A 22,688-nucleotide genomic window follows, 5' to 3' on the forward strand; every position below is an offset into this window, starting at 1 on the left:
GGTCGTCGGGCGGGAAATCGGAGTATGGCTGAATCCACCGACCTCGAAGAGCTGAAGCGGGGGACGGACCTCGTGAAGCGCGGGTTCGCGCGCATGCAGAAAGGCGGCGTCATCATGGACGTCGTGAACGCCGAGCAGGCGCGTATCGCGGAGGACGCGGGCGCGGTCGCCGTCATGCACTTAGAGGCCGTTCCGGCGGACATCCGGAAGCGCGGCGGCGTCGCGCGGATGGCGGACCCGAGCGGGATTCAGGAGGTCATCGACGAGGTCTCCATCCCGGTGATGGGGAAGGTCCGTATCGGCCACCGGAAGGAGGCCGAGATCATGGAGGTCGCGGGCGCGGACATGATCGACGAGTCCGAGGTCCTCACGCCGGCGGACGACAAGTACCACATCGACAAGCGCGATTTCACCGCGCCGTTCGTCTGCGGCGCGCGGAACCTCGGGGAGGCGCTCCGCCGCATCGACGAGGGCGCGGCGATGATTCGCACGAAGGGCGAGGCCGGCACGGGCGACGTGAACCAGGCCGTCCACCACCAGCGCACCATCAAGAGCGCGATTCGCAAGCTCGAAGGGATGAACCACGAGGAGCGCGAGATGTGGGCGCGCGAGAACGAGGCTCCCGCCGAGCTCGTCCACGAGACCGCGGAAATGGGCCGCCTCCCCGTCGTGAACTTCGCGGCGGGCGGCATCGCGACTCCGGCGGACGCGGCGCTCATGATGTACCACGAGTGCGACGGCATCTTCGTCGGCTCCGGCATCTTCGGCGCGGAGGACCCCGAGCGGATGGGTCGCGCGGTCGTCGACGCCGTCAACAACTGGGACGACCCCGAGAAGCTCGCGGCCATCGCCTCCGACATCGGCGCGGGGATGAAGGGCGAGGCGAACGTCGACCTCCCCGAGGAGGAGAAGCTGCAGGGCCGCGGGAACTGACCGACGGCTACCGAACGGCTTTCGTCGCTGCTTCTTCGCCGGTTCGCGGTCTCGTGCTCGGTTTCATCGCTCGCGGAGTGCCGAACGACTTTTCGGCGCGGGGGCTGAGAGTCGGGTATGGCTTCGTTCACGGTCGGTCTCTGTCAGGTCGGTGCGGCACCCGGCGAGTCGGCGGCGTCCTTCCGCCGACGGGTGTCGGAGTCGATGGACCGCGCGGGCGACGCGAACTGCTACGTCCTCCCGGAACTGGTCGCGTGCACGCGGCACTGGACGGCGGGGTCGACCGCCCGCGACCTCGTCCTCGACGAGGCTGAGGCGGACGACTACTGCGAGTTCCTCGCGGGCGAGGCGGACGAGCGGAACGCCGTCGTGGTCGGCGGGTCGTACTACGCCGAGACGAGCGACGACATCCGGAACCGCTGCGTCGTCGCCGTCCCCGGCGAGGGCGTGGCGACCTACGACAAAGCCCACCCGATTCCGTCGGAGCGCACGGCGGGCGTGGCGGCGTCCGAGCACGTCGCGCCGGTCGTCGAACACGGGGGCGTGAAAGTCGGCGTCGCGGTCTGCTACGACGTCGAGTTCCCCGAGTTCGTCCGCGAGGCCGTCGACCGCGGCGCGGAAGTGCTCGCCGTGCCGTCGTGGACGGGGGCGCGCGCCGGCTACGAGCGCGTCCGCCGGTGCGCCGCGGCGCGCGCCGTCGAGAATCAGGCGTACGTCGCGGCCGTGCCGCTCGTCGCCCCCGCCGCCGACGTCGACGCGACCGGCCGCTCGGCGGTCTACGGTCCCTGCGACGGCCTCGTCGGCCCGGACGGCACGCGACTCACGCTCCCCGCGGACGAGGACGCCGCCGCGTCCTGCACGGTCGACATGGACGCGCTCAGGGAGTCGCGGGAAGCCGCGGACGTCCGCCCGTACACCGACGCCACCGAAGTCTTCTAACCACGTTCGAAGCTCGTTCGCCGACTCCCCGGCTATCTGAACGTCGTTCGACGACTTCCGGATTCGGCGAAGGTTTATCTCGCGTCCCGTTCGCGTTTCTGAGTATGGATCAGTCTACCATCCCGCACTGGTACGCGCCGGACGGCGACGTGCTCGAACTCGTCGAGGGCGAGGGCGTCCGCGTCTCCGACGCCGACGGGAACGAGTACCTCGACTTCCTCTCCCAGCTCTACAGCGTGAACGCCGGGCACTCCCAGCCGGCAATCGCGGACGCGATGGCCGAGCAAGCCCGGAAGATCGCGTACGTCTCGCCGTCGAAGCACAACGACCAGCGCGCGCGCCTCGCCGGCCGCCTCGCCGAGAAAGCCCCCGACTCACTCACCGACGTCATGTTCTCCGTGACGGGGAGCGAGGCGAACGAGGCCGCGATGCAGCTCGCGCGCGACTACCAGGGCGCGTCGAAGATTCTCACGCGCTGGCGGTCCTACCACGGCTCGACCTACGGCGCGGCCGCGCTCACCGGCGACCCGAGCACGCGCGCCGCCGTCGAAGAACACGCCGCGGTCACCGGCCACGCGAAGTTCCTCCCGCCGCTCGACTACGGCGGCCCCTTCAGTGCCGACACCCCCGAGGAGCTCGCGGAGCAGGCCGCCGACCACCTGGAGTGGGTCATCCGGAACGAGGGCCCGGACTCCATCGCCGCGCTCTTCACCGAACCCATCGCCGGCACCTCCGGTGCCTATCCCGCGCCGCCCGGCTACTTCGAGCGCGTGAGAGAACTCTGCGACGAGTACGACATCCTCCTCGTCTCCGACGAGGTCATCGCGGGCTTCGGCCGCTGCGGCGACTGGTTCGGCATCCAGACAGAAGGCGTCGAGCCCGACATGATCACGTTCGCGAAGGGCGTCACGTCGTCGTACGCGCCGCTCGCCGGCGTCATCGTGAATGAGGAGATCGCCGAACACGTCGGCGAGGAGGGCATGCCGGTCGGGCAGACGTTCGCCGGCCACCCCGTCTCCTGCGCCGCCGGGAACGCCGCCCTCGACGCCTACGAGGACGGCATGCTCGAGAACGTCCGCGACCTCGCGCCGCACCTCGAAGCCCGCCTCCGCGACCTCGAATCCGTCCCGGAGGTCCAGGATGTCCACGGCCGCGGCTTCCTCTGGAGCGTCGAGTTCGGCCGCCCGGACGGCGAGAAAGACGAGTTCCTCTTCGACCCGCGCGTCGACGAGGGCGAGAACCCCGTCGCCGCCGTCCGCGACGAAGCCCGGGCGCGCGGCGTGCTCTTCGGGAGCGGACGCCCCGACACGCAGGTCCTCGTCGCCCCGCCGCTCTGCACCGAGCAGGACGACATCGACCGCGCCGTCGACGTCCTCGAAGCGAGCGTCGACGCCGCCTTCGGCGCGAACGGAGGTGACTGAATGCGGGAACTCGAACACTTCGTGGGCGGGGAGTGGCGGACCGGGAGCGGAGCGGACGGCGCGGACGTGGTGAACCCGGCGACGAACGAGGCGGTCGCGACGGTGGCGTACGCGAGCGAGGGCGACCTGGACGACGCCATCGCGGCCGCGAACGACGCCTTCGAGGAGTGGAGCGAGACCCCCGTCGAAGCCCGCATCCAGCCGCTCTTCCGGTACAAGCAGCTCTTAGAGGAGAACCAAGAGGACCTCGCGGAGACGCTCGTCGAAGAGCACGGGAAGACGAAGGCCGAGGCGATGGGCGAACTCCGCAGAGGCATCGAGAACGTCGAGGTCGCCTGCGGGATGCCGACGATGCTGCAGGGCGGCCACCTCCCGCACGCCGCGCCCGAAATCGACGAGACGGCCGTCCGCCGGCCGCTCGGCACCTACGCCGCCATCACGCCGTTCAACTTCCCCGGGATGATCCCGCTCTGGTTCCTCCCCTATGCTGTCGCCGCCGGGAACACCTTCGTCCTCAAGCCGAGCGAGAAAACTCCTGTTACTGCCCAGCGCCTCGTCGAACTCGCCGACGAAGCCGGTTTTCCCGATGGCGTCATCTCTCTCGTCAACGGCGGCCCCGAGACGGTGAACGGCATCCTCGAACACGACGGCGTCACCGGCGTCTCGTTCGTCGGCTCCACTCCCGTCGCGAAGCACGTCTACGAGACCGCGGCGAAGCACGGAAAGCGCGTGCAGGCGCAGGGCGGCGCGAAGAACCACATCCTCGTCGCGGACTCCGCGGACCTCGACTTCGCCGCCGAGCAGACCGTGAGCTCGGCGTTCGCGAACACCGGCCAGCGCTGCCTCGCCAACCCCGTCGCCGTCGTCGCCGACGGCGTCTACGACGAGTTCGTCGAGAAGGTCGTCGCGGAAGCCGCGTCGATGACGGTCGCTCCCGGTCTCGACGACGACTCGGAGATGGGCCCGCTCATCACGCCCGAGCACCACGAGCGCGTCCGCGACTACATCGAAACCGGCGTCGAGGAGGGCGCGGACCTCGTCCTCGACGGCCGCGACGGCGACGTCCCAGAGACGGGGAACTTCCTCGCGCCGAGCGTCTTCGCGGACGTCGACCCCGCCGACACCATCGCCCGCGAGGAAATCTTCGGCCCCGTCCTCGCGCTCGTCCGGGCCGACGACGTCGAGGACGCCATCGGCATCGCCAACGAGAGCGACTTCGGGAACGCCGCCAGCCTCTTCACCAGCGAGGGCGCTGACGCCAAGCGCTTCCGCCACGGCGTCGACGCCGGCAACCTCGGCGTCAACGTCGGCACCGCCGCCCCGATGGCGTTCTTCCACTTCGGCGGCCGCAAGGACTCCTTCTTCGGCGACCTGCACGCGCAGGGCGAAGACATGGTCCACTTCTACACCGACGAACACGTCTACATCGAACGCTGGCCCGACGCCTGACCCGACCTCTTCGCTCTCGATGCGTTCGCAGACGCCGCCCCGAACTAAGTAGTCGGTCCGCGATACGCCGGTATGCCCGACAGTGAGTTCGACGTGGTCGAGGCGACCGTCGCGGACGTCCACGCGGCGATGCACGCGGGTGACGTCACCGCCGTCGACCTCGTCGACGCCTACCTCGCGCGCATCGACGCCTACGACGGCGAACTGAACGCGATTCTCACCGTGAACGACGGGGCGCGCGAACGCGCCGCCGAACTCGACGCGGCCTTCGACGAATCAGGCGCTGTCGGGCCGCTCCACGGTATCCCCGTCGTGCTGAAGGACAACCAGGACACCCACGACATGCCGACGACCGCCGGCGCGGTGGCGCTCGCGGAGCACCAGCCGGAATCGGACGCGACCGGCGTCGCCCGCATCCGCGAGGCCGGCGGCGTCGTCCTCGCGAAGGCGAACCTCCAGGAGTTCGCGTTCGGCGTCGACACGATTAGCTCGCTCGGCGGCGCGACGGCGAACGCCTACGACACCGACCGTCGACCGTCCGGGTCGAGCGGCGGAACCGCGGTCGCCGTCGCGGCGAACTTCAGCGTTCTCGGCACCGGTACCGACACCTGCTCGTCCATTCGCTCGCCGCCCGCGTTCGCGAGCTGCGTCGGCGTCCGCCCGACCCGCGGGCTCGTGAGCCGCGACGGCGTCATTCCGCTCTGCGACACCCAGGACACGCTCGGCCCCATCGCGCGAACGGTCGAGGACGCCGCTCGCCTGCTGGACGTCCTCGCGGGCTACGACCCCGCGGACCCGGTCAGCGCCCGCGGCGTCGACTCCGTCCCCGACGACGGCTACGTCGCGTCCCTCGATGCGGACGGCCTCGACGGCGCGCGCATCGGCGTTGCTCGCCAACTTTTCGGACTGAACGACCCGGACGCCGCCTCGGCGGACGCCGCGGCCGAGGTGACGCGCGTCGTCGACGCCGCGCTCGACGAGATGCGCGCCGCCGGAGCCGAACTCGCCGACCCCGTCGCCGTCCCCGACCGCGACACCCTCGAACGCCCACGCGTGCTCGCCGACGAGTTCCAGCGCGACCTCGACGCCTACCTCGACGGCCACGACGACCCGCCCGCCGGCTCCCTCCGCGAGATCTACGACTCCGGCACGATCGCGGACACCGTCGAAGCCCGCATCGAGGACACCGGCGTCCTCGACGTCACCGACCCCGAGGCCGACCCCGACTACCTCCGCCGGCTCCGCGCCCGCGACACCCTCCGCACCGACATCCTCGCGCGAATGGCCGACCGCAATCTCGACGCGCTTCTCTACCCGCCGTCGACGATTCCGCCCGTGAATATTCCGGCGAATCAGCCGTTCTCGGAGTTGAACTGCGCGCTCTCCGCGCACACCGGGCTCCCGGCGGTCGTCGTTCCCGCCGGCTTCACGGAGGGCGGCCTCCCGGTCGGCGTCGAACTCCTCGGGCGCGCGTTCGCCGAACCCCGCCTCCTCGAACTCGCCGCCGGGTTCGAGGCCGCGACCGATCACCGCCGCCCGCCCGCGGCGTTCCCCGCGCTCGACTGACGGATCCGACTCCGGGTCCCTCGACGCGATCCTCTCTCGTCCGGGGTCCGAACCACGCAGTGTGTCCGAACTGGTCTCTCTCGCGGACCGTCGACGCGGCGCGCGAGCGCGTCGAGGGCGAACGCGTCGCCGTGAAGGGGTGGCCGGACGGGCTCACGCGACTCGTCGGGGACTGGAGCCGCCGGCGGGGAGGTCGGGGACGTCTCCCGCGAGCCGCCGGCCAGCCATGTCCCGCCGAACCGACACGTCGTCGCCGTGCGGGTCGCGAGGACGGGAGCGGACGGCGCGCACGCGGTTAGAACGCGGGTCGAGTCGACCCCCGGAACGACCATCCTCGACTAGTCCTATCAGCTAACAGGGTGTTCGAATCGCCAACCATATATCTGTGGTAATCCAAATCGACACACTGTGACACAAGATACCAATAACACCGGTGTGAGCCGGCGCGGTTTCCTGACGGCTGCCGGCGCGGCAGGCGTCACCGCCGCGCTCGCCGGGTGTTCGGGGGGATCGGGCGATACGACGACGACGAGCAGCGGAACGACGAGCGGGACGACGCAGTCGACGACGACGAGCGGCGACGAGTCCCTGGCGGTCACCATCACGCAGGGCCAGATGCCGACGACGCTCGACCCGCAGGACCACCGCGAGACGACGACGGACAACGTCGTCCTGCAGGCCTACGAGGGCCTGCTCTCCCGGAGCGCCGAAGGGTCCGTGCAGGCCGAACTGGCGACGGAGTGGGAGCGCGTCGAAGAAGGCCGCGTGCGCTTCCACCTCCGCGAGGGCGTGACGTTCCACTCCGGGAACGACCTCACCGCGGAGGACGTCGCGTACAGCATCAACCGCATCGTGAAAGAGGACGTCGGGTTCGTCAGCCCGCAGTCCGACCAGCTCCCGGGCGTCACCGGCGCGGAAGTCGCCGACGTCGACGGGATGGCCGTCGACGTCATCTCCGACGGCCTGAACCCCATCGTCTTCGCGTCCTTCGCGACGTACTGCGACGTCATGGAGAAGGCGTGGGTGCAGGAGAACTCGAAGAACTACGTCGCCCAGCACATGAACGGCACCGGGCCGTTCAAGCTCAAGAACTACGAGGAGGACGTTCAGGTCGTCTTCGAGCGCAACGAGGACTACTGGCGCGACCCCGCCGCCGTGACGGAGCTGACGTTCGACGCGGCGTCCGAGTCGAGCGTCCGCGTGAACAAGCTCATCGAGAACGAGAGCGACATCATCGTGAACGTCCCGCCGCAGGACATCAGCCGCGTGCGCTCTGCGGACAACGCGTCCGTCACCGCCGTGCCGTCCACGCGCGTCATCTACAACGCGATGCGGTACGACGTCGAGCCGTTCGACAGCGTCGACTTCCGGCAGGCGATGAACCACGCCGTCGACATGGAGTCCATCGTCGAGAACGTCCTCTCCGGGTTCGGCGCGGTGACGAACCAGCCGACGCTGGAGAACTTCTTCGGGTACAACCCCGACATCTCGAACTACGAGTTCGACCGCGAAAAGGCCGAATCCCTCGTCGAATCCTCGGGGTACGCGGGCGCGGAAATCGAACTGCACACGCCCGTCGGCCGCTACCTGAAGGACGTCGAAGTCGCGCAGGCCGTCGTGAACCAGATTAACCAGCTGTCGAACGTCTCCGCGAGCCTCAAGCAGCGCGACTTCGGCGCGCTCGCCGGTGAACTCGCCGACGGCGACATCACGACCGGCCCGCACTGGTACCTCATCGGCTGGGGGAACGCGACGTTCGACGCGAGCCAGACGCTCATCCCGCTCCTCACGAGCGGCGGCTCGCTCACCTCCTGGGAGAACGACGAGTTCGACTCCCTCGTCGAGCAAGCGCAGAACGAGGGCGACCAGGACAAGCGCGAGCAGCTCCTCCAGGAAGCGAACCAGCTCGCGCACGACGAAGCCCCGTGGATCTTCCTCAATCGGCAGTTCAGCGTCTACGGGCAGACGACGCGCATCTCCTGGGAAGCACGGTCCGACGAACGCATCGACGCGTACGCCATCGGGCACGGGAGCTAACCCGCGCCACCCCTCCTATCAATGTCTTTCGCACGGTTCCTCACCAAACGCGTACTTCAGGGCATCCTCGTCGTCTGGGGTGTCATCACCGTCGTCTTTCTCCTCCGGTACGTCACGCCGGGCGACCCGGTGACGTTCATCGCCCCGCTCGACGCGAGCCCCGAGCTCCGCCAGCAGATCGCCGCGGAACTCGGGTTGAACCGCCCGGTATACGTCCAGTACTTCGACTACCTCACCGACGTGATGATGGGTAACCTCGGGTCGTCCTACATCACGGGGACGAGCGCGAACGCCCGTATCTTCGCGCGCCTCCCCGTGACGGTCGAACTCGCGCTAGCGTCGACGGTCGTCGCCGTCGTCCTCTCCATCCCGCTCGGCGTCGTGTCGGCGACGCGCCGCCACCAGCCCGCGGACTACGCGGCGACGACGTTCAGCCTCGTCGGCATCAGCACGCCGAACTTCTGGCTCGGCATCATGCTCGTCCTCGTGCTCTCCGTCCAGTTCGGGCTCTTCCCGACGAGCGGCATGGCGCGCTACCAGGGCGACCCGCTCCTCTTCGTCGACGCCGTCCGGTTGTTCGCGACGCAGGGAGCGATACAGCCGTTCGTGACGTGGCTCTCCCACATCACGCTCCCCGCGATAACGCTGGGGACGTACTTCACGGCGCTCGTCACGCGACTCACCCGTAGCGGGATGCTCGACGAGCTCGGGAAGTCCTACATTCAGGCGCTCCGCGCGAAGGGCCTCCCGGAGACGCTCACCCGCTACCGGCACGCGCTGAAGAACACGCTCATCCCCATCATCACCGTGCTCGGCCTCCAGCTCGGCACGCTCATCGGCGGCGCGGTCATCACGGAAGCCGTCTTCGACTGGCCCGGGCTGGGCACGCTCGTCATCGACTCCATCAACGCCCGCGACTGGGTGATGATTCAGGGCTGTCTCATCGTCATCGGCGTGAGCTTCGTCCTCGTCAACATCGTCGTGGACACGCTCTACGCCTACGTCAACCCACAGGTGGTGTACGACTAGATGTCTCTCCTCGACGATCTCCTCGACCGCCTCGGGTCGGCGCTCCGGAACGCGGTGTCGCCGCGCACCCGCCGGAACCTCAAGCGCGAACTCCGCGGCTCCGCGCTCGCGAAACTCGGCATCGTCCTCGTCGGCGTCATCGTCTTCGTCGCCGTGTTCGCGCCGTTCCTCGCGCCGCACAACCCGACCGCACAGCACCTCAACCAATCCCACCTCCCGCCGCTCGGGTTCAGCGACCAGAAGACCGTCACGTCCTCCGAGTTCGTGAACGGCTCCATCCAGGTCGTGAACGAGACGCGGTACGTGAACGCGACCACGACCTACCCGCTCGGCACGGACAGCCTCGGCCGCGGGATGCTCTCCCGCGTCATCTACGGCGCGCGCACGAGCCTGCTCGTCGGCCTGCTCGGCACCGCCGTCGCCGGCCTCATCGGCGTCACCGTCGGACTCTCCGCCGGCTACTACGGCGGGAAGGTCGACGACGCCCTCATGCGCTCCGCCGATATCATGCTCGCGTTCCCGAGCCTCGTGCTCGCCGTGGCGCTCGTCGGCCTCTTCGGCCGCGTCGCCATCCCCGTCCCCGACCCCTTCGTGATACTCGGGATAACTCCGGAGATGCCGGAGACCTTCATCCTCCCCGGAACCGTCATCCTGGTCGTCGGCCTCGTGAACTGGGTGTGGTTCGCGCGGGTCGCCCGCGGCGAAGCCCTCACGCTCGCCGACCAGGAGTACGTGAAGGCCGCGCGCTCTATCGGCGCGTCCGACCGCCACACCATCTTCCGGCACATCCTCCCGAACGCCATCACGCCCATCCTCGTCCTCGGCACCATCCAGGTCGCCGCCATCATCCTCCTCGAGAGCTCGCTCTCCTTCCTCGGGTTCTCCGGGACGACGCTCTCCTGGGGCTTCGACATCTCGCAGGGCCGCGACTACCTCGCGTCCTCGTGGTGGATCGCGACCGTTCCCGGCGTCGCCATCGTCTGGAGCGTCATCGGCATCAACCTCCTCGGCGACTGGCTCCGCGACGCCCTCGACCCCGGTATCGAGGGGGAGGGAGGTGTTTAGCGTGGTCGCCGACACCCCCGAGGACGTCCTCCGCGTCCGCAACCTCCACACGGAGTTCTACACCGAGGAGGGCCAAGTGAACGCCGTCCACGGCGTCGACTTCACCGTCCGCGGCGGCGAGGTGTTCGGCCTCGTCGGCGAATCCGGCAGCGGGAAATCCGTCACCGCCCTTTCCGTCGTCGACCTCGTCGAGGACCCCGGGCGCGTGAGCGAGGGCGAAATCTGGTACCGGAACGCCGACCTCGCAGACCGCGTCCGCGAGGACGACCCCGAGGCCGTCGACGGCGACTTCGTCGATGTCCTCCGGCTCCCCGAGGCGGAGCGCCGCGCGCTCCGCGGCCCCTCGTTCAGCATGATCTTCCAGGACCCGATGTCGAGCCTCGACCCCTCGATGACGGTCGGGAAGCAGATCGCGGAAGCCGTCGAAGTGCAGCGCCGCGCCTCGTCGAACCCGCGTTCCACGCGCTCGCGGACGCAGGGCTACGGCCTCGGCAGCCTCCTCGTCGACTCGATGATTCCCGGGCGCTCCTACGTGAGCGAGGAGTCGATGGAGCGCGCCGTCGAACTCCTCGACCTCGTCGGCATCCCGGACGCCGAGGACCGCGTGGACGAGTACCCCCACCAGTTCAGCGGCGGGATGCTCCAGCGCGCGATGATCGCGCAGGCGCTCGCCGGCGAACCCGACGTCCTCATCGCGGACGAGCCGACGACCGCGCTCGACGTGACGATTCAGGCGCAGATCCTCGGCCTCCTCCGCCGCCTCCAGCGCGAAGAGGACATGAGCGTCGTGCTCATCACGCACAACCTCGGCGTCATCGCGCGGATGGCGGACCGCGTCGGCGTGATGTACGCCGGCGAGGTCGTGGAGCGCGGAACGCTCGACGACATCTTCGAGGACCCGACGCACCCCTACACGCACGGCCTCCTCGGCTCCATCCCCGACCTCGACGACCCCGCGGAGCGCCTCCAACCCATCGAGGGGAACGTTCCGAGCCTCGTCGACGCGGAGATGCCGGACCGCTGTTACTTCGCGGACCGGTGTCCGAACGCGATGGAACAGTGCCTCGAGAAACCCGCGGAGCGCTCCTGCGGCGGGAGCGACCAGCACGCCGCGAAGTGCGTGCTCGCCGACGGCGAGTACGACGAGTCGCGCGCGCTCCCCGACGACTACTTCGACGGCGGTGACGACGAATGAGCACCGACGACACACCACTCGACTCCGACGCGACGGCCGCGTCCGGCGACGACGCGCTCGTCTCCGTGCGCGACCTCGAGAAGTACTACTACGAGCAGGACAGCCTCCTCGACACTATCCTCCGCCGCGACCCGGACGCCGTCAAAGCCGTCGACGGCGTCTCCTTCGACGTGAAGGAGGGCGAGACGCTCGGCCTCGTCGGCGAATCCGGCTGCGGGAAGAGCACGACCGGCGAAACCGTGCTCCGCCTCCGCGAGGCGACCGGCGGCTCCGTCACCTTCCGCGGAGAGGACATCACTCAACTGGACGGGAGCGACCTGAAGGACTTCCGCCGCGACGCGAACATCGTCTTCCAGGACCCCTTCTCCAGCCTCGACCCCCGCATGACCGCGGGACAGAGCATCGCCGAACCCCTCAACGTACACGGCCTCCCGAAGAGCGACCCGACCGTCGACGCCGCCGTCGACCTCACGACCGAGGGCGTCGACTCATCAGACGTCACGGTCTCCGTCGCCGACGACGTCGACCGCGCCGTCGACCCGGTCGACGGCACCGCCACCGTCCACCTCCGCGTCACGCGCGACGACGGCGGCGTCCACGCCGACGCGACCGAGAACGTCGACGTCACCGTCGAAGAGCGCGACGGCGGTACGATCGCCGTCGACGTCGCCGTCGACCGCGGGAAGCGCGCGCTCCGCCGGGAGCGCGCCGCCGAACTCATGGAGCGCGTCGGCCTCTCCGCCGACCAGCTCGACCGCTACCCCCACGAGTTCTCCGGCGGGCAGCGCCAGCGCATCGGCATCGCCCGCGCGCTCGCCCTCGAACCCGACTTCATCGTGCTCGACGAGCCCGTGAGCGCGCTCGACGTCTCCGTGCAGGCGCAGGTCCTCAACCTCCTCGACGACCTCCAGGAGGAGTTCGGGCTCACCTACCTCTTCATCGCGCACGACCTCTCCGTCGTCCGCCACATCTGCGACCGCGTCGCCGTGATGTATCTCGGCGAAATCGTCGAAATCGGGGCGACCGACGAGATCTTCGAGGACCCGCGCCACCCCTACACGCGCGCCCTCCTCGAATCCGTCCCGCGCGCCGACGTGACCGAGGCCGGCCGCGACGTCGACCCCCTCTCCGGCGACGTCCCGAGTCCCCGCGACCCGCCCTCGGGATGTCACTTCCGCACGCGGTGTCCCGTCGTCATCCCGCCCGACGACCTCGACATCGAACAGGAAGCGTTCCGCGCGGCGATGGACGTCCGCGACCGCCTCGAACGCGGCGACCTCGCCGCCGCCGACGTCGAGAGCGCGGACGACTGGCGGACCGCCTACGACGGTGATCCCGACGCGCTCCCCGCGGCCGCCCGCGAGGCCTTCGCGGACGCCTTCGAGAGCCTCGCCGGCGGCGACGAAGACGCCGCCGCGGCGCGCCTCCGCGAGACCTTCGAAACCGTCTGCGAACGCGACAACCCCGCCCTCGGCGACTCGACGCACCCCGCCGCCTGCCACCGCGTCGACTAAGCGGGCGGGTCGGCGTCCCCCTGAACCCGCTCCCGTAGCGGTCGACGACTTCCGTGACCGTGACCTCGTCGGCCTCGTACCACTCCGCGCACCGGCGCTTCGCCGTCTCGTGCGTCGCGTTCGCGCCGAACGCGTCGAGCGCGTCCAGTGACTCCCCGTAGTAGACGACGAGCACCTCCGCTCCGGCGCGTGCCACGTCCGCTTCCCGCGGTAGCCCGGCGTCTCCTCGGCGACGGCCTGTAGCGCGTCGTTCAACGCGTGGAACTCGGCGTCGTACGCCCCGGGTTCGAGACGGGACGTGACGAGATACGCCGACATCGACCGCTCACTCGCCCGCGCGCAGAAAACGGTCTCCCCCGTCAGTCGAGGAAGCTCGGCGACTCGTGCTTCTCGCCGTCCTCGACGGCGAGGTGGTCGGCGAAGACGTCGAGGTCGACGTCGTTCGCCTCGCGTTCTTTTCTATCTCTGACGCTGATGTTCCCGTCCTCTTCTTCCTGGTCGCCGACGATGATCTGGTAGGGGACGCGGTCCGTGTGCGCCTGCTGGATCTTCCGGCCGATGGTCCAGTCGCGGTCCTCGATCTCCACTCTGTAGCCGTCGAGCTCCGCCGCGAGCTCGGACGCGTAGGAGAGGTTGTCGTCGCTGATGGGGAGGATGCGGACCTGCTCGGGCGCGAGCCAGAACGGGAACTTGCCATTATAATGCTCGATGAGCACCATGAAGAACCGCTCGTAGCTCCCGTAGAGCGCGCGATGGATCATGACGGGCTGGTGGGCGTCGTTGTCGCTGCCCGTGTACTCGAGGTCGAAGCGCTCGGGCATGTTGAAGTCGAGTTGGACCGTGGGGCCGTCCCACTTCCGGCCGAGCGCGTCCTCGAAGCCGAAGTCGATCTTCGGCCCGTAGAACGCGCCGTCGCCCTCCTCGACCTCGTAGTCGATGTCGCGGGCGTCGAGCGCGGCGGCGAGCTGCGTCTCCGCCTCGTCCCAGATCTCGTCGCTCCCGACGGACTTCTCGGGGCGCGTCGCGAGCGCGACCTCGTAGTCGAGCCCGAACGTGTCGAGCACCTCGAAGACGAGCTCCATCGTCCGGTCGACCTCCGCCTCGATCTGGTCGGGCCGGCAGAACAAGTGGCCGTCGTCGATGGTGAACGCCCACACGCGGGAGAGGCCGGAGAGCTCGCCGCGCTGCTCCTTGCGGTAGACCTTCCCGTCCTCGAAGTACCGGATCGGGAGGTCGCGGTAGCTCACCGAGCCTTGGTCGAAGATGGTGGCGTGCCCCGGGCAGTTCATCGGCTTGAGGCCGTATTCCTCGTCGTTCACGTCGAGGAGGAACATGTCGTCGACGTAGTTCTCGTAGTGGCCGGACTGCTTCCAGAGCTCCGTGCGGAAGAGGTGGGGCGTCTCGACCTCGTCGTACCCCATCTCGCGGTTCAGGCCGGCGACGAAGTCCGAGAGCTCGCGGAGGACCGTCTTCCCGTTCGGGTGGTAGAGCGGGAGGCCGGGGCCGGTGACCTCAGGAATGCTGAAGAGGTCGAGCTCCTGGCCGAGCTTCCGGTGGTCGCGCTCCTGCGCCTCGGCGCGTTTCTCGAGGTAGTCGTCGAGTTCGTCCTCGCTCGGGAACGCCGTGCCGTAGACGCGCGTGAGCGTGTCGTTCTCCTCGTCGCCGCGCCAGTAGGCCGCGGACACCTCTAAGAGCTTGAACCCGCCGATTTCGCCCGTCGAGTCGACGTGCGGGCCCTTGCACATGTCCTTCCAGTCGCCCTGCTCGTAGAAGGAGACGGGGTCCTCGCCCGCCGCCTCGTCGTGCAGGATGTCCGTCTTGTAGGGGTTGTCGGCGTAGTAGTCGAGGGCTTCCTCGCGGGAGAGCGTCGCCCGCTCGATGTCGAGGTCTTCCTCGATGATGTCGAGGGCTTCGTCTTCGATCGCTTCGAGGTCCTCTTTCTCGAGGTCGACGTTCGCGACGTCGTAGTAGAAGCCGTCGTCGGTCGCGGGGCCGATGGCGAGCGTCGCCTCCGGGTAGAGGCGCTGGAGCGCCTGCGCGAACACGTGGGCCGCGGAGTGACGGAGCACGTCCAAGTACTCCTCGGAGGAGTCCGTGACGATGACGAGCTCGGCGTCCTCGTAGAGGAGTTCCTCCTTGGCGACGAGCTCGCCGTCGACGACGCCCGCGACTGTGTCGCGCCCGAGACCGGGACCGATCTCGTACGCGACGTCCTCGACCGTCGCCCCGGGGTCGAACTCCAGCGTGGAGCCGTCCGGGAGCGTGACCGTGATCTGGCTCATGGCGCGAACTAACCCGGGTGCGTACAATAAGCCTGACGAGACAGTGGGACGGGCTGCCATCCACTCGCACGCGACTAACCGCCGCGCGCGGCCAGCGCTCCCTCGTCCCGACGTCCGCCGCCGACCGCCCGGTTCGTCTGCCCACGCTCGCGCGGCGTTCGCTACCCTTTTCTCCCCGCTGTCGAAACCTCCGCGTATGCAGGCGTCTCGGAAACCGACGCAGGCGAGACCGGGCCGCGTCGCCGACCTCGTGCTCGGGTTCGCGCTCGCGCTCGCGGTCGCGTGCCTCGTTCCCGCCGCCGCGCTCGCCGCCGTCGGCGTCCCCGTCTCGGTCGGGTTCGCCGTCGGCGCGCCTCTCGCCGCGCCGGTCGGCGCGTACGCCTACGCCGCCGCCGTTCACTGGGTCGACACGCCCCGGTACTGGCGCGACCGCGGCCGCCTCGGCGTCGCCGCCGACTACGTCCTCGTCCTCGTCGTCGGCGGCGCTGTCACCGCCGCCGTCGTCGCAGTCGGCCTCACCGTGGACGCGCCGTGGCTCGGCGCTATCGCCGGGTTTCCGCTCGTTCTCGGCGCGGACGTTCTCGTCTTCGTCGGCCTCCGCGGGGCGTACGTCGACCGGCCGGCGTCCGAAACGCGTTAGGCGTCGGGGCGAGCGAGAACGGGTATGTTGGACCGCCTCCTCGGCCGGGCGACGCTGAAAGACCGCATCGAGGAACTGGAGGAGGAAGTCGCGAGCCTCGAAGGCCGCCTCGAAGGCGAGTCCGAGCGCCGCCGCGAAGCCGTCGCCGCGCGGAACGAGGCGGAGGCCGAAGCTAACCGACTGGAGAAGCGCGTCGAGGAACTCGAAGACCGCGTCGCGCGCGCTGAATCCGGCGAGGACGTGGTGGACTTCCGCGGGGAGGAGACGCTCACGGGCGAGCGAGTGGCCCGGATTCGTGAGCGCCTCGCGTCCGTGGAGTGCGGCCGCGAGGGCGCGTTCTCCGCGTACGTCGCTGAGGGCGACGACCTCCCCGAGGCGGTCCGGGAGGCGTTCGGGGAGCGGACGCCGCTCGTCGCCCGCGCCGCGCCCTGCCTCGTCTACCGGGACGACGCCGGCCTCGTCGCCGCGGCGCTCGACCCGCCCGTCGCCCCCGAGCCGTTCACGGCGTGGAGCGACGGCTTCCGCGTCGAACGCGAGTGGCTCGAACCCGTCGGGAAGTACGCGTTCGCGCTCGTCCGCACCGACACGTTCGCGCTCGGCGTCTACGACGAGGGCGGCAGGACGTCCTTCGAGGGGTTCACCAGCGACGTGATGGGGCAGCACTCGAAGGGCGGGTGGTCGCAGGCGCGCTTCGAGCGTCGCCGGGACGAGCAGGTCGACGCCCACCTCGAGAACGTCCGGGCGGCCCTCGACGGCGTCGAGGACGTCGACGCCGTCTACGTCACGGGCGAGAAATCCCTCCTCGCCGAGTTCCGCGACCGCGCGGACGTCACCGCGCCCGTGGACGCGACCGGTGACCCGGAGGACGCGCTCGGCGAGGCGCACGCCGACTTCTGGCGCGTCCCCCTCCGCCTCCTCTGACCCCCCGAAGCCGATTCATGCGGGTCGATACGTATCGTTTTCCGTGGCGGTGTCGTACGACCGGGCAGTGCTACGATGCTGAGTCTTCTCGCCGTCGTCGGCGTTCTCGTCGCGGTGTTCGTCGGATTCAACATTGGTGGCTCGTCGACCGGCGTCGCGTTCGGGCCGTCGGTCGGCAGCCGAATCATCCGGAAAGCGACCGCCGCGGGACTGTTCGTGGTGTTCGCGTTCCTCGGCGCGTGGACCGTCGGGCGGAACGTCATCGAGACGATGAGCAGCAGCATCGTCCCGGCGGCGCAGTTCTCCCCGGTCGCCAGCGTCGCCGTCCTCTTCTTCACGGGCGCGTCCCTCCTCGTCTCGAACCTCTACGGCGTGCCGGCGTCGACGTCGATGACCGCCGTCGGCGCGATCGTCGGATTAGGGCTGGCGACCGGGACGCTCAACGAGGCGTTGATGTTCACGATCGTCTCCGCGTGGGTCGTCGCCCCGCTGGTCGGGTTCGGGTCCGGCGCGCTCATCGGCCGGTACGCCTACCCCTACCTCGAACGGCGGTTCGCGTTCACGCAGTTCGAATCCCACCTCGTCTCCTTGGACCGCTCGGGGACGCTGCCGCGCCCGGAGTTCGCCGACGACGCGTCGCTCCGCGACATCGCGGGGTCCGTCCTCGTCGTCGTCATCGCGTGCTACATGGCGTTCTCCGCGGGCGCGTCGAACGCGGCGAACGCCGTCGCGCCGCTCGTCGGCGCGAACGGGCCGCTGACGGTCGACCAGGGCGTCCTCCTCGCCGTCTTCGCGTTCGGACTCGGCGGGTTCACGATCGCCCGGCGGACGCTCGACACCGTCGGCGACGACATCACCGAACTCCCGATTCTGGCGGCGCTCACCGTGTCCGTCGTCGGCGGGACGATCATCACGGTGCTGTCTGTGCTGGGGATTCCCGCGAGCCTCGCGGTGAGCACGACGTGTTGCATCATCGGCCTCGGCTGGGGGCGGGCGAGCCGCGTGGCGACCGTCGTCGAACTCGCGACGCCGACGCCGGAGGACGCGGCAGACATCGGAGTCTCCACGGGGGCGCTCGTCACCTCGCGCGCCGAGGACGCCCCGGCGAGCCCGACGGTCGGTGACTTGGCGCGCGGCGACACGCCGCCGACGGAACCGCCCGACGAGCTCCCCGACGTCCCGGACATCGGCGAGGCGGACGCGGCCGACCTGGACAGAAAAAGCCTCTTCAATCCGAACGCGGTCACTCGAATCGTGACGCTGTGGGTGCTCACGCCCGTTCTCTCCGTCGTCTGCTCGTACGTCGTCTTCCTCGAACTCCTCTGAGGGGTCCGTGAGAGGCTATCGAACGCAGGTATCGACGGCGCGACGGCGGTCTCCGTCGGCCGCGATTCGAGGCTTTATAGGGTTCGCCGTCGCCCCGTCGTGTATGAGAGTCGCACTCCTCGCCCACGAGAAGTTCCCGGACCGCGCGAAGACCGCCGTCGGCGTCCTCCGGTACGCCGACCACGACGTCGTCGCCGTTCTCGACCGCGAGAACGACGGCACGACCGTCGCCGACCACCTCGGCGGCGTGCAGGACGCCCCTATCGTCGCCTCGATGAGCGACGTGGACGAGTCCGTCGACGCCCTCATCGTCGGTATCGCGCCCATCGGCGGCGGCTTCGACGAGTCCTGGCGGCCGGACGTCCGCAACGCCTTAGAGCGCGGCTGCGACGTCATCTCCGGTCTCCACTACTTCCTCGAATCCGACAGCGAGTTCCGGAACCTCGCGGAGGAGAACGGCTGTGAGCTCTGGGACGTCCGGAAGCCGAGCGAGGACCTCGGCGTCGCGGACGGCGTCGCCGACCAAGTCGACGCCGACGTGATTCTCACCGTCGGGACGGACTGCTCGGTCGGGAAGATGACGGCGACGCAGGAGTTCCTCCGCGCCGCCGAGGCACGCGGCGAGGACGCCGCCTTCGTCCCCACGGGACAGACCGGAATCATGATCGAGGGCTGGGGGAACCCCGTCGACCGCGTCGTCTCCGATTTTACCGCCGGCGCGGTCGAGGACATGATTCTGGAGCGCGGGAACGACCACGACTACCTCTTCGTCGAGGGCCAGGCGTCCATCACGCACCCCGCCTACTCTGCTGTCACCTGCGGCATCCTCCACGGCTCGATGGCCGACAGCCTCGTCCTCTGTCACGAGGCCGGGCGGGAGACCGTCCACGGCTACAGCCAGGACATCTCGCCGATTTCGACCTACGTCGACCTCTACGAGGGCCTCACCGCGCCGGGCGCGGGCGGCGAGGTCGTCGCCGGCTGCCTGAACACCTCCGGCATCGACGCCGACGCGGACGCGTGGGACGCGCTCGGCGCGTACAGTGACGAACTCGGCGGCCCGGCGGTCGACCCCGTGCGCTTCGACGCCCACGACGCGCTGGAGGTGCTTCTGTGACCCTCACGGCCGAGTTCGAGCGCGTCGCCCTCCCGCTCGAACACGCGTTCACCATCGCGCGCGGCACGACTGCGACGGCGGAGAACGTCGTCGTCCGCATCCGCGACGGCGACGGGAACACGGGCGTCGGGGCCGCTGCGCCCTCCGCGCACTACGGCGAGACCGTAGGCACGGTGGAGGCCGTCCTCCCCGACCTCCTCTCGGTCGTCGAGCGCGTCGGCGACCCCCACGCTCTCGCACGCATCGAGGACGGCATGCGGGCCGTCGTGAACCACAACCCCGCCGCGCGGGCGGCGGTGAGCATCGCGCTCCACGACCTCGCCGCGAAACGCGCCGGCCTCCCGCTCTACGAGTACTGGGGGCTCGACCCCGCCGACTCCCTCACTTCCTCCTTCACTATCGGCATCGACGACATGGAGGCGGTGCGGGAGAAGACCCGGGAGGCCGTCGACGCCGGCTACACCACCCTGAAGGTGAAGCTCGGGACGGAGCGCGACGAGCGCATCCTCGCCACCGTCCGCGACGAAGCCCCCGACGCCACCATCCGCGTCGACGCCAACGAGGCGTGGTCGCCCCTCGAAGCCGTGCGGAAGATCGAGACCGCCGCCGACTACGACGTCGAGTTCGTCGAACAGCCCGTCGCCGCCGAGAACTACGAGGGTCTGGAGTTCGTCCACGAACGCGCCGCCCTCCCCATCGCGGCCGACGAGTCCTGCGTCACCGCCGCCGACGTCCCGCGTATCGCGGACCGCGTCGACATCGCGAACCTCAAGCTCATGAAGACCGGCGGGCTCCGCGAGGCGAAACGCCTCATCCACACCGCCCGCGCGCACGGCCTCGAAGTCATGTGCGGCTGCATGATTGAGTCCGACGCCGCCATCGCCGCCGCCTGCCACCTCGCCCCTCTCCTCGACTACGTCGACCTCGACGGGTCGCTCCTCCTCGCCGACGACCCCTATCGGGGCGTTCCGATGGACGGCGGCTACGTCGACCTCGAAGGCCTCGACCGACCGGGAACCGGCGCTATCGAGGAATGAGCACGAAAACGAAAGAGGGGCTTTCGTCCGCGTTCGACGCTCAGACGCCCATGTCGAGGAGTCGGCGGGCGTGGTCGCCGCGGGCGACGAGGACGTCCTCCGGCTCGGACGGCGCGCGGAGGTCGAGGTCGTCGGCGGCGTCGGCGGGCACGGCGAGGGTGTCAGTCGGCATCGAGGCCTCTCGGTGCACGCGGAGATAGCGGTTCCCGAGTTTCACGACGAGGGGGAGTCGGTCGCCGTCGTCGTCGTAGACTTGTTCGCCGACTTGTTCGTGTTGGTCGGTCTGGAGGACCGGCCGGTCGCCGCTGTACGGCTGGACGTAGAGCCGACCGAAGTAGTATCCAGTGCTGAACGCCTCGAGCATCGTGGTACGGTATGACACCACACGGTAAAAGGGCTCCGGCGAACCCTTATGCCGTCCCGCAATTCGACCGGTGTCGCGTGACCGTTCGGGACCGTTCACGCCGCGAAACTGACCCGAACGAACCCGCCTCTTTTAGGGTGCGGCCGACTAGGCACTGTTCATGTCTCGGACCCTCCACGCCCTCCTCGTCGTCCTCGTCGTCCTCGTCGCCGTCCCGGGGGGTGCGGCCGGGCTCTTCGCGCCCGCCGCCTCGCCCGCGTCGAACAACACGACGAGCGGCGCGACCACGAACGACACGGCCGCGAACGACACGGCCGACCGCGGCCCAGGGTTCGGCGTCCGACTCACCGGCTTCATGGCGGAGAGCGCCGCCGACGCGGACACGAGCGTCGAACAGGAGTTCTGGGAGCAGGACTTCGAGCGGAGTCGGAACCACACCCGAGCCGCGATGGGTCGGACGAACGACCTCAGAGAGCGCTACAGCACGCTCCAAGAGCGCCAGCGCGACCTGCTCGCGATGCGCGCGAACGACACCGGGCCCGGGAACTCGGTCGAGGCGCGGCTCCGCGCGGTGAACGCGAGCCTTGACGCGCTCGCGGACGCCATCGACCACACGACGGAGATGACGCACCGTCACAACGCGACGCCGCCCGAACTCGACGAGCTCCGCGACGCCGTCCGGAACCACAGCCGCGGCCGCGACGCCGACCGCGGCCGGACCGGGAAACCGCCGTGGGCCGGAGGAGGCGAAGGCGAGCACGACGGTGAGCGAGTAGACGCGAGAAACGCGACGAACGGAAGCGCAGAGGACGGTGGCGGTGATGGCCGACCCACTGGGACGACGGAGTCGCCCGGCGCAGATGACGGACGAGACGGCGGCGACGGCGGGCAGAACGGCCATGGCGCAGGCGATGGACAGAACGGCGATGGCGGTGACGGACGAGACCGCGGCGCGAACGATGGGCAGAACGGCGATGGCGCAGACGATGGGCAGGACGGCGGAGGTGACGGTCGAAACGGGGGCGGACAGCCGCCGTGGGCCGGCGGTGACAGCGACGACGGCGACCGCTAGTGCCGCGGCGAGTCTCGTGCGGCGTCCGGTGACGGGAACGGCGTCACGAGCGGTTCTGCGTGGGAGTACGCCTGGTGCCGGTGGGGAGACACCCTTTTGAGTTCAGGGCGACAACTCTCGGGCGTGAATGGATTCCGGCGCGCTCCTCGACATACTCGGTAACGAGAATCGGCGGCGTATCCTCCGATTGCTCTCGCGGAAGCCCTGCTACGTCACGGAGATATCCGACTACCTCGGGGTGTCGCCGAAGGCGGTCATCGACCACCTGCGGCGGCTCGAAGACGCCGGGCTCGTGGAGAGCCACGTCGACGACCAGCGGCGGAAGTACTTCCACATCGCGCGGAACCTCCGACTGGAGGTGACGCTCTCTCCCTACTCGTTCGGTGCGAAGTCGGCGTATCCGGCGTCGCGAAGCCTCGACATCGAGCAGTGCTCCCACCTCTCGCTCGACTTCTCCGTGGGGGCCGACGGCGACGTGAGCGACCTCGCCGGCGAGCTCGACGCGCTCCGCGACCTCGAACGCGAACTCTCGCTCGCGCAGCGCTGGGTGCAGGGCCGCGTCGCCGACGTCCAAGAGGAACTCGCGGACAGCCTCGTCGCCGACGGGAACGAGCGGCTGTACGCGGACGTGCTCTCCGCGCTCGCCGGCGGCGCTGACGGCCCCAGCGACGTCGCGGACGCCGTCGACGCGCCCGTCGACGTCGCCGAACGCGTCCTCCGCACGCTCAGCGAGGACGGCCTCGTCGAACGGACGCGCGACGGCTGGCAAATCGCCGACTGA

19 protein-coding genes are annotated in these 22,688 nt (G+C 69.5%); 17 read left to right on the forward strand and 2 right to left on the reverse strand.

Translation table 11 applies throughout. The features are described 5' to 3' along the window. Nucleotides 1-24 precede the first annotated feature (24 nt). From pdxS to IEY26_RS03600, 10 genes are all read left to right on the forward strand, one after another. A complete protein-coding gene (pdxS, locus tag IEY26_RS03555) occupies nucleotides 25-933 on the forward strand; it encodes a pyridoxal 5'-phosphate synthase lyase subunit PdxS (protein WP_188975905.1) in 909 nt (302 codons plus the stop codon). Between the two features lie 117 nt (nucleotides 934-1,050). Then, entirely contained in the window at nucleotides 1,051-1,872 is an 822-nt protein-coding gene (locus IEY26_RS03560; RefSeq protein ID WP_188975907.1) for a nitrilase-related carbon-nitrogen hydrolase, read from the forward strand. 104 nt (nucleotides 1,873-1,976) lie between these two features. Continuing rightward, nucleotides 1,977-3,293, forward strand: coding sequence for an aminotransferase family protein (locus IEY26_RS03565; protein WP_188975909.1), 1,317 nt, complete (start codon nucleotides 1,977-1,979; stop codon nucleotides 3,291-3,293). Next, nucleotides 3,294-4,742 carry a CoA-acylating methylmalonate-semialdehyde dehydrogenase gene (locus IEY26_RS03570; protein WP_188975911.1) on the forward strand — a complete coding sequence of 483 codons (1,449 nt, stop codon included), beginning with the start codon at nucleotides 3,294-3,296 and terminating at the stop codon, nucleotides 4,740-4,742. Between the two features lie 72 nt (nucleotides 4,743-4,814). Next, nucleotides 4,815-6,308 (forward strand): amidase, encoded by a 1,494-nt coding sequence (locus IEY26_RS03575; protein ID WP_188975913.1) that lies wholly within the window; start codon nucleotides 4,815-4,817, stop codon nucleotides 6,306-6,308. Between the two features lie 435 nt (nucleotides 6,309-6,743). Continuing rightward, nucleotides 6,744-8,345: an ABC transporter substrate-binding protein gene (locus tag IEY26_RS03580; protein WP_229773903.1), complete on the forward strand. Its 1,602-nt coding sequence runs from the start codon at nucleotides 6,744-6,746 to the stop codon at nucleotides 8,343-8,345. Nucleotides 8,346-8,366: 21 nt separating this feature from the next. Beyond that, a complete protein-coding gene (locus IEY26_RS03585; RefSeq protein ID WP_188975917.1) occupies nucleotides 8,367-9,374 on the forward strand; it encodes an ABC transporter permease in 1,008 nt (335 codons plus the stop codon). After that, nucleotides 9,375-10,439 carry an ABC transporter permease gene (locus IEY26_RS03590; protein ID WP_188975919.1) on the forward strand — a complete coding sequence of 355 codons (1,065 nt, stop codon included), beginning with the start codon at nucleotides 9,375-9,377 and terminating at the stop codon, nucleotides 10,437-10,439. A 1-nt stretch (nucleotide 10,440) separates the two neighbouring features. Then, nucleotides 10,441-11,634 (forward strand): ABC transporter ATP-binding protein, encoded by a 1,194-nt coding sequence (locus IEY26_RS03595; RefSeq protein WP_188975921.1) that lies wholly within the window; start codon nucleotides 10,441-10,443, stop codon nucleotides 11,632-11,634. Continuing rightward, nucleotides 11,631-13,148 (forward strand): ABC transporter ATP-binding protein, encoded by a 1,518-nt coding sequence (locus IEY26_RS03600; protein WP_188975923.1) that lies wholly within the window; start codon nucleotides 11,631-11,633, stop codon nucleotides 13,146-13,148. The genes IEY26_RS03595 and IEY26_RS03600 overlap by 4 nt, the downstream gene beginning before the upstream one ends. Nucleotides 13,149-13,507: 359 nt before the next feature. On the opposite strand, the gene thrS is transcribed toward IEY26_RS03600, so the two are convergent. Beyond that, nucleotides 13,508-15,430 (reverse strand): threonine--tRNA ligase, encoded by a 1,923-nt coding sequence (gene thrS / locus IEY26_RS03605; protein ID WP_188975925.1) that lies wholly within the window; start codon nucleotides 15,428-15,430, stop codon nucleotides 13,508-13,510. A 196-nt stretch (nucleotides 15,431-15,626) separates the two neighbouring features. On the opposite strand from thrS, the gene IEY26_RS03610 reads away from it, so the two are divergent. The 5 genes from IEY26_RS03610 to IEY26_RS03630 all read left to right on the forward strand — a co-directional run bounded on the left by IEY26_RS03610 (nucleotide 15,627) and on the right by IEY26_RS03630 (nucleotide 20,471). Then, nucleotides 15,627-16,070, forward strand: coding sequence for a hypothetical protein (locus IEY26_RS03610; protein WP_188975927.1), 444 nt, complete (start codon nucleotides 15,627-15,629; stop codon nucleotides 16,068-16,070). A gap of 24 nt (nucleotides 16,071-16,094) precedes the next feature. Continuing rightward, nucleotides 16,095-16,991: a Vms1/Ankzf1 family peptidyl-tRNA hydrolase gene (locus tag IEY26_RS03615; protein WP_188975929.1), complete on the forward strand. Its 897-nt coding sequence runs from the start codon at nucleotides 16,095-16,097 to the stop codon at nucleotides 16,989-16,991. A gap of 75 nt (nucleotides 16,992-17,066) precedes the next feature. After that, the gene (locus IEY26_RS03620; protein ID WP_188975931.1) at nucleotides 17,067-18,317 is read left to right on the forward strand and encodes an inorganic phosphate transporter; all 1,251 of its coding nucleotides are present in this window, start codon (nucleotides 17,067-17,069) and stop codon (nucleotides 18,315-18,317) included. 103 nt (nucleotides 18,318-18,420) lie between these two features. Next, entirely contained in the window at nucleotides 18,421-19,434 is a 1,014-nt protein-coding gene (locus IEY26_RS03625) for a DUF1611 domain-containing protein (protein ID WP_188975933.1), read from the forward strand. Beyond that, nucleotides 19,431-20,471, forward strand: coding sequence for a dipeptide epimerase (locus tag IEY26_RS03630; RefSeq protein WP_188975936.1), 1,041 nt, complete (start codon nucleotides 19,431-19,433; stop codon nucleotides 20,469-20,471). The genes IEY26_RS03625 and IEY26_RS03630 overlap by 4 nt, the downstream gene beginning before the upstream one ends. Before the next feature lie 40 nt (nucleotides 20,472-20,511). Here the strand turns inward: IEY26_RS03630 and IEY26_RS03635 are convergent, their stop codons facing one another. Then, nucleotides 20,512-20,835 carry a DUF5802 family protein gene (locus IEY26_RS03635; protein WP_188975938.1) on the reverse strand — a complete coding sequence of 108 codons (324 nt, stop codon included), beginning with the start codon at nucleotides 20,833-20,835 and terminating at the stop codon, nucleotides 20,512-20,514. Nucleotides 20,836-20,995: 160 nt separating this feature from the next. On the opposite strand from IEY26_RS03635, the gene IEY26_RS03640 reads away from it, so the two are divergent. Next, nucleotides 20,996-21,907 carry a hypothetical protein gene (locus IEY26_RS03640; protein WP_188975940.1) on the forward strand — a complete coding sequence of 304 codons (912 nt, stop codon included), beginning with the start codon at nucleotides 20,996-20,998 and terminating at the stop codon, nucleotides 21,905-21,907. Between the two features lie 127 nt (nucleotides 21,908-22,034). Beyond that, nucleotides 22,035-22,688, forward strand: a complete 654-nt coding sequence (locus tag IEY26_RS03645; RefSeq protein ID WP_188975942.1) for an ArsR family transcriptional regulator — start codon at nucleotides 22,035-22,037, stop codon at nucleotides 22,686-22,688.

Source organism: Halocalculus aciditolerans (assembly GCF_014647475.1).
Taxonomy (GTDB): Archaea; Halobacteriota; Halobacteria; order Halobacteriales; family Halobacteriaceae; genus Halocalculus; species Halocalculus aciditolerans.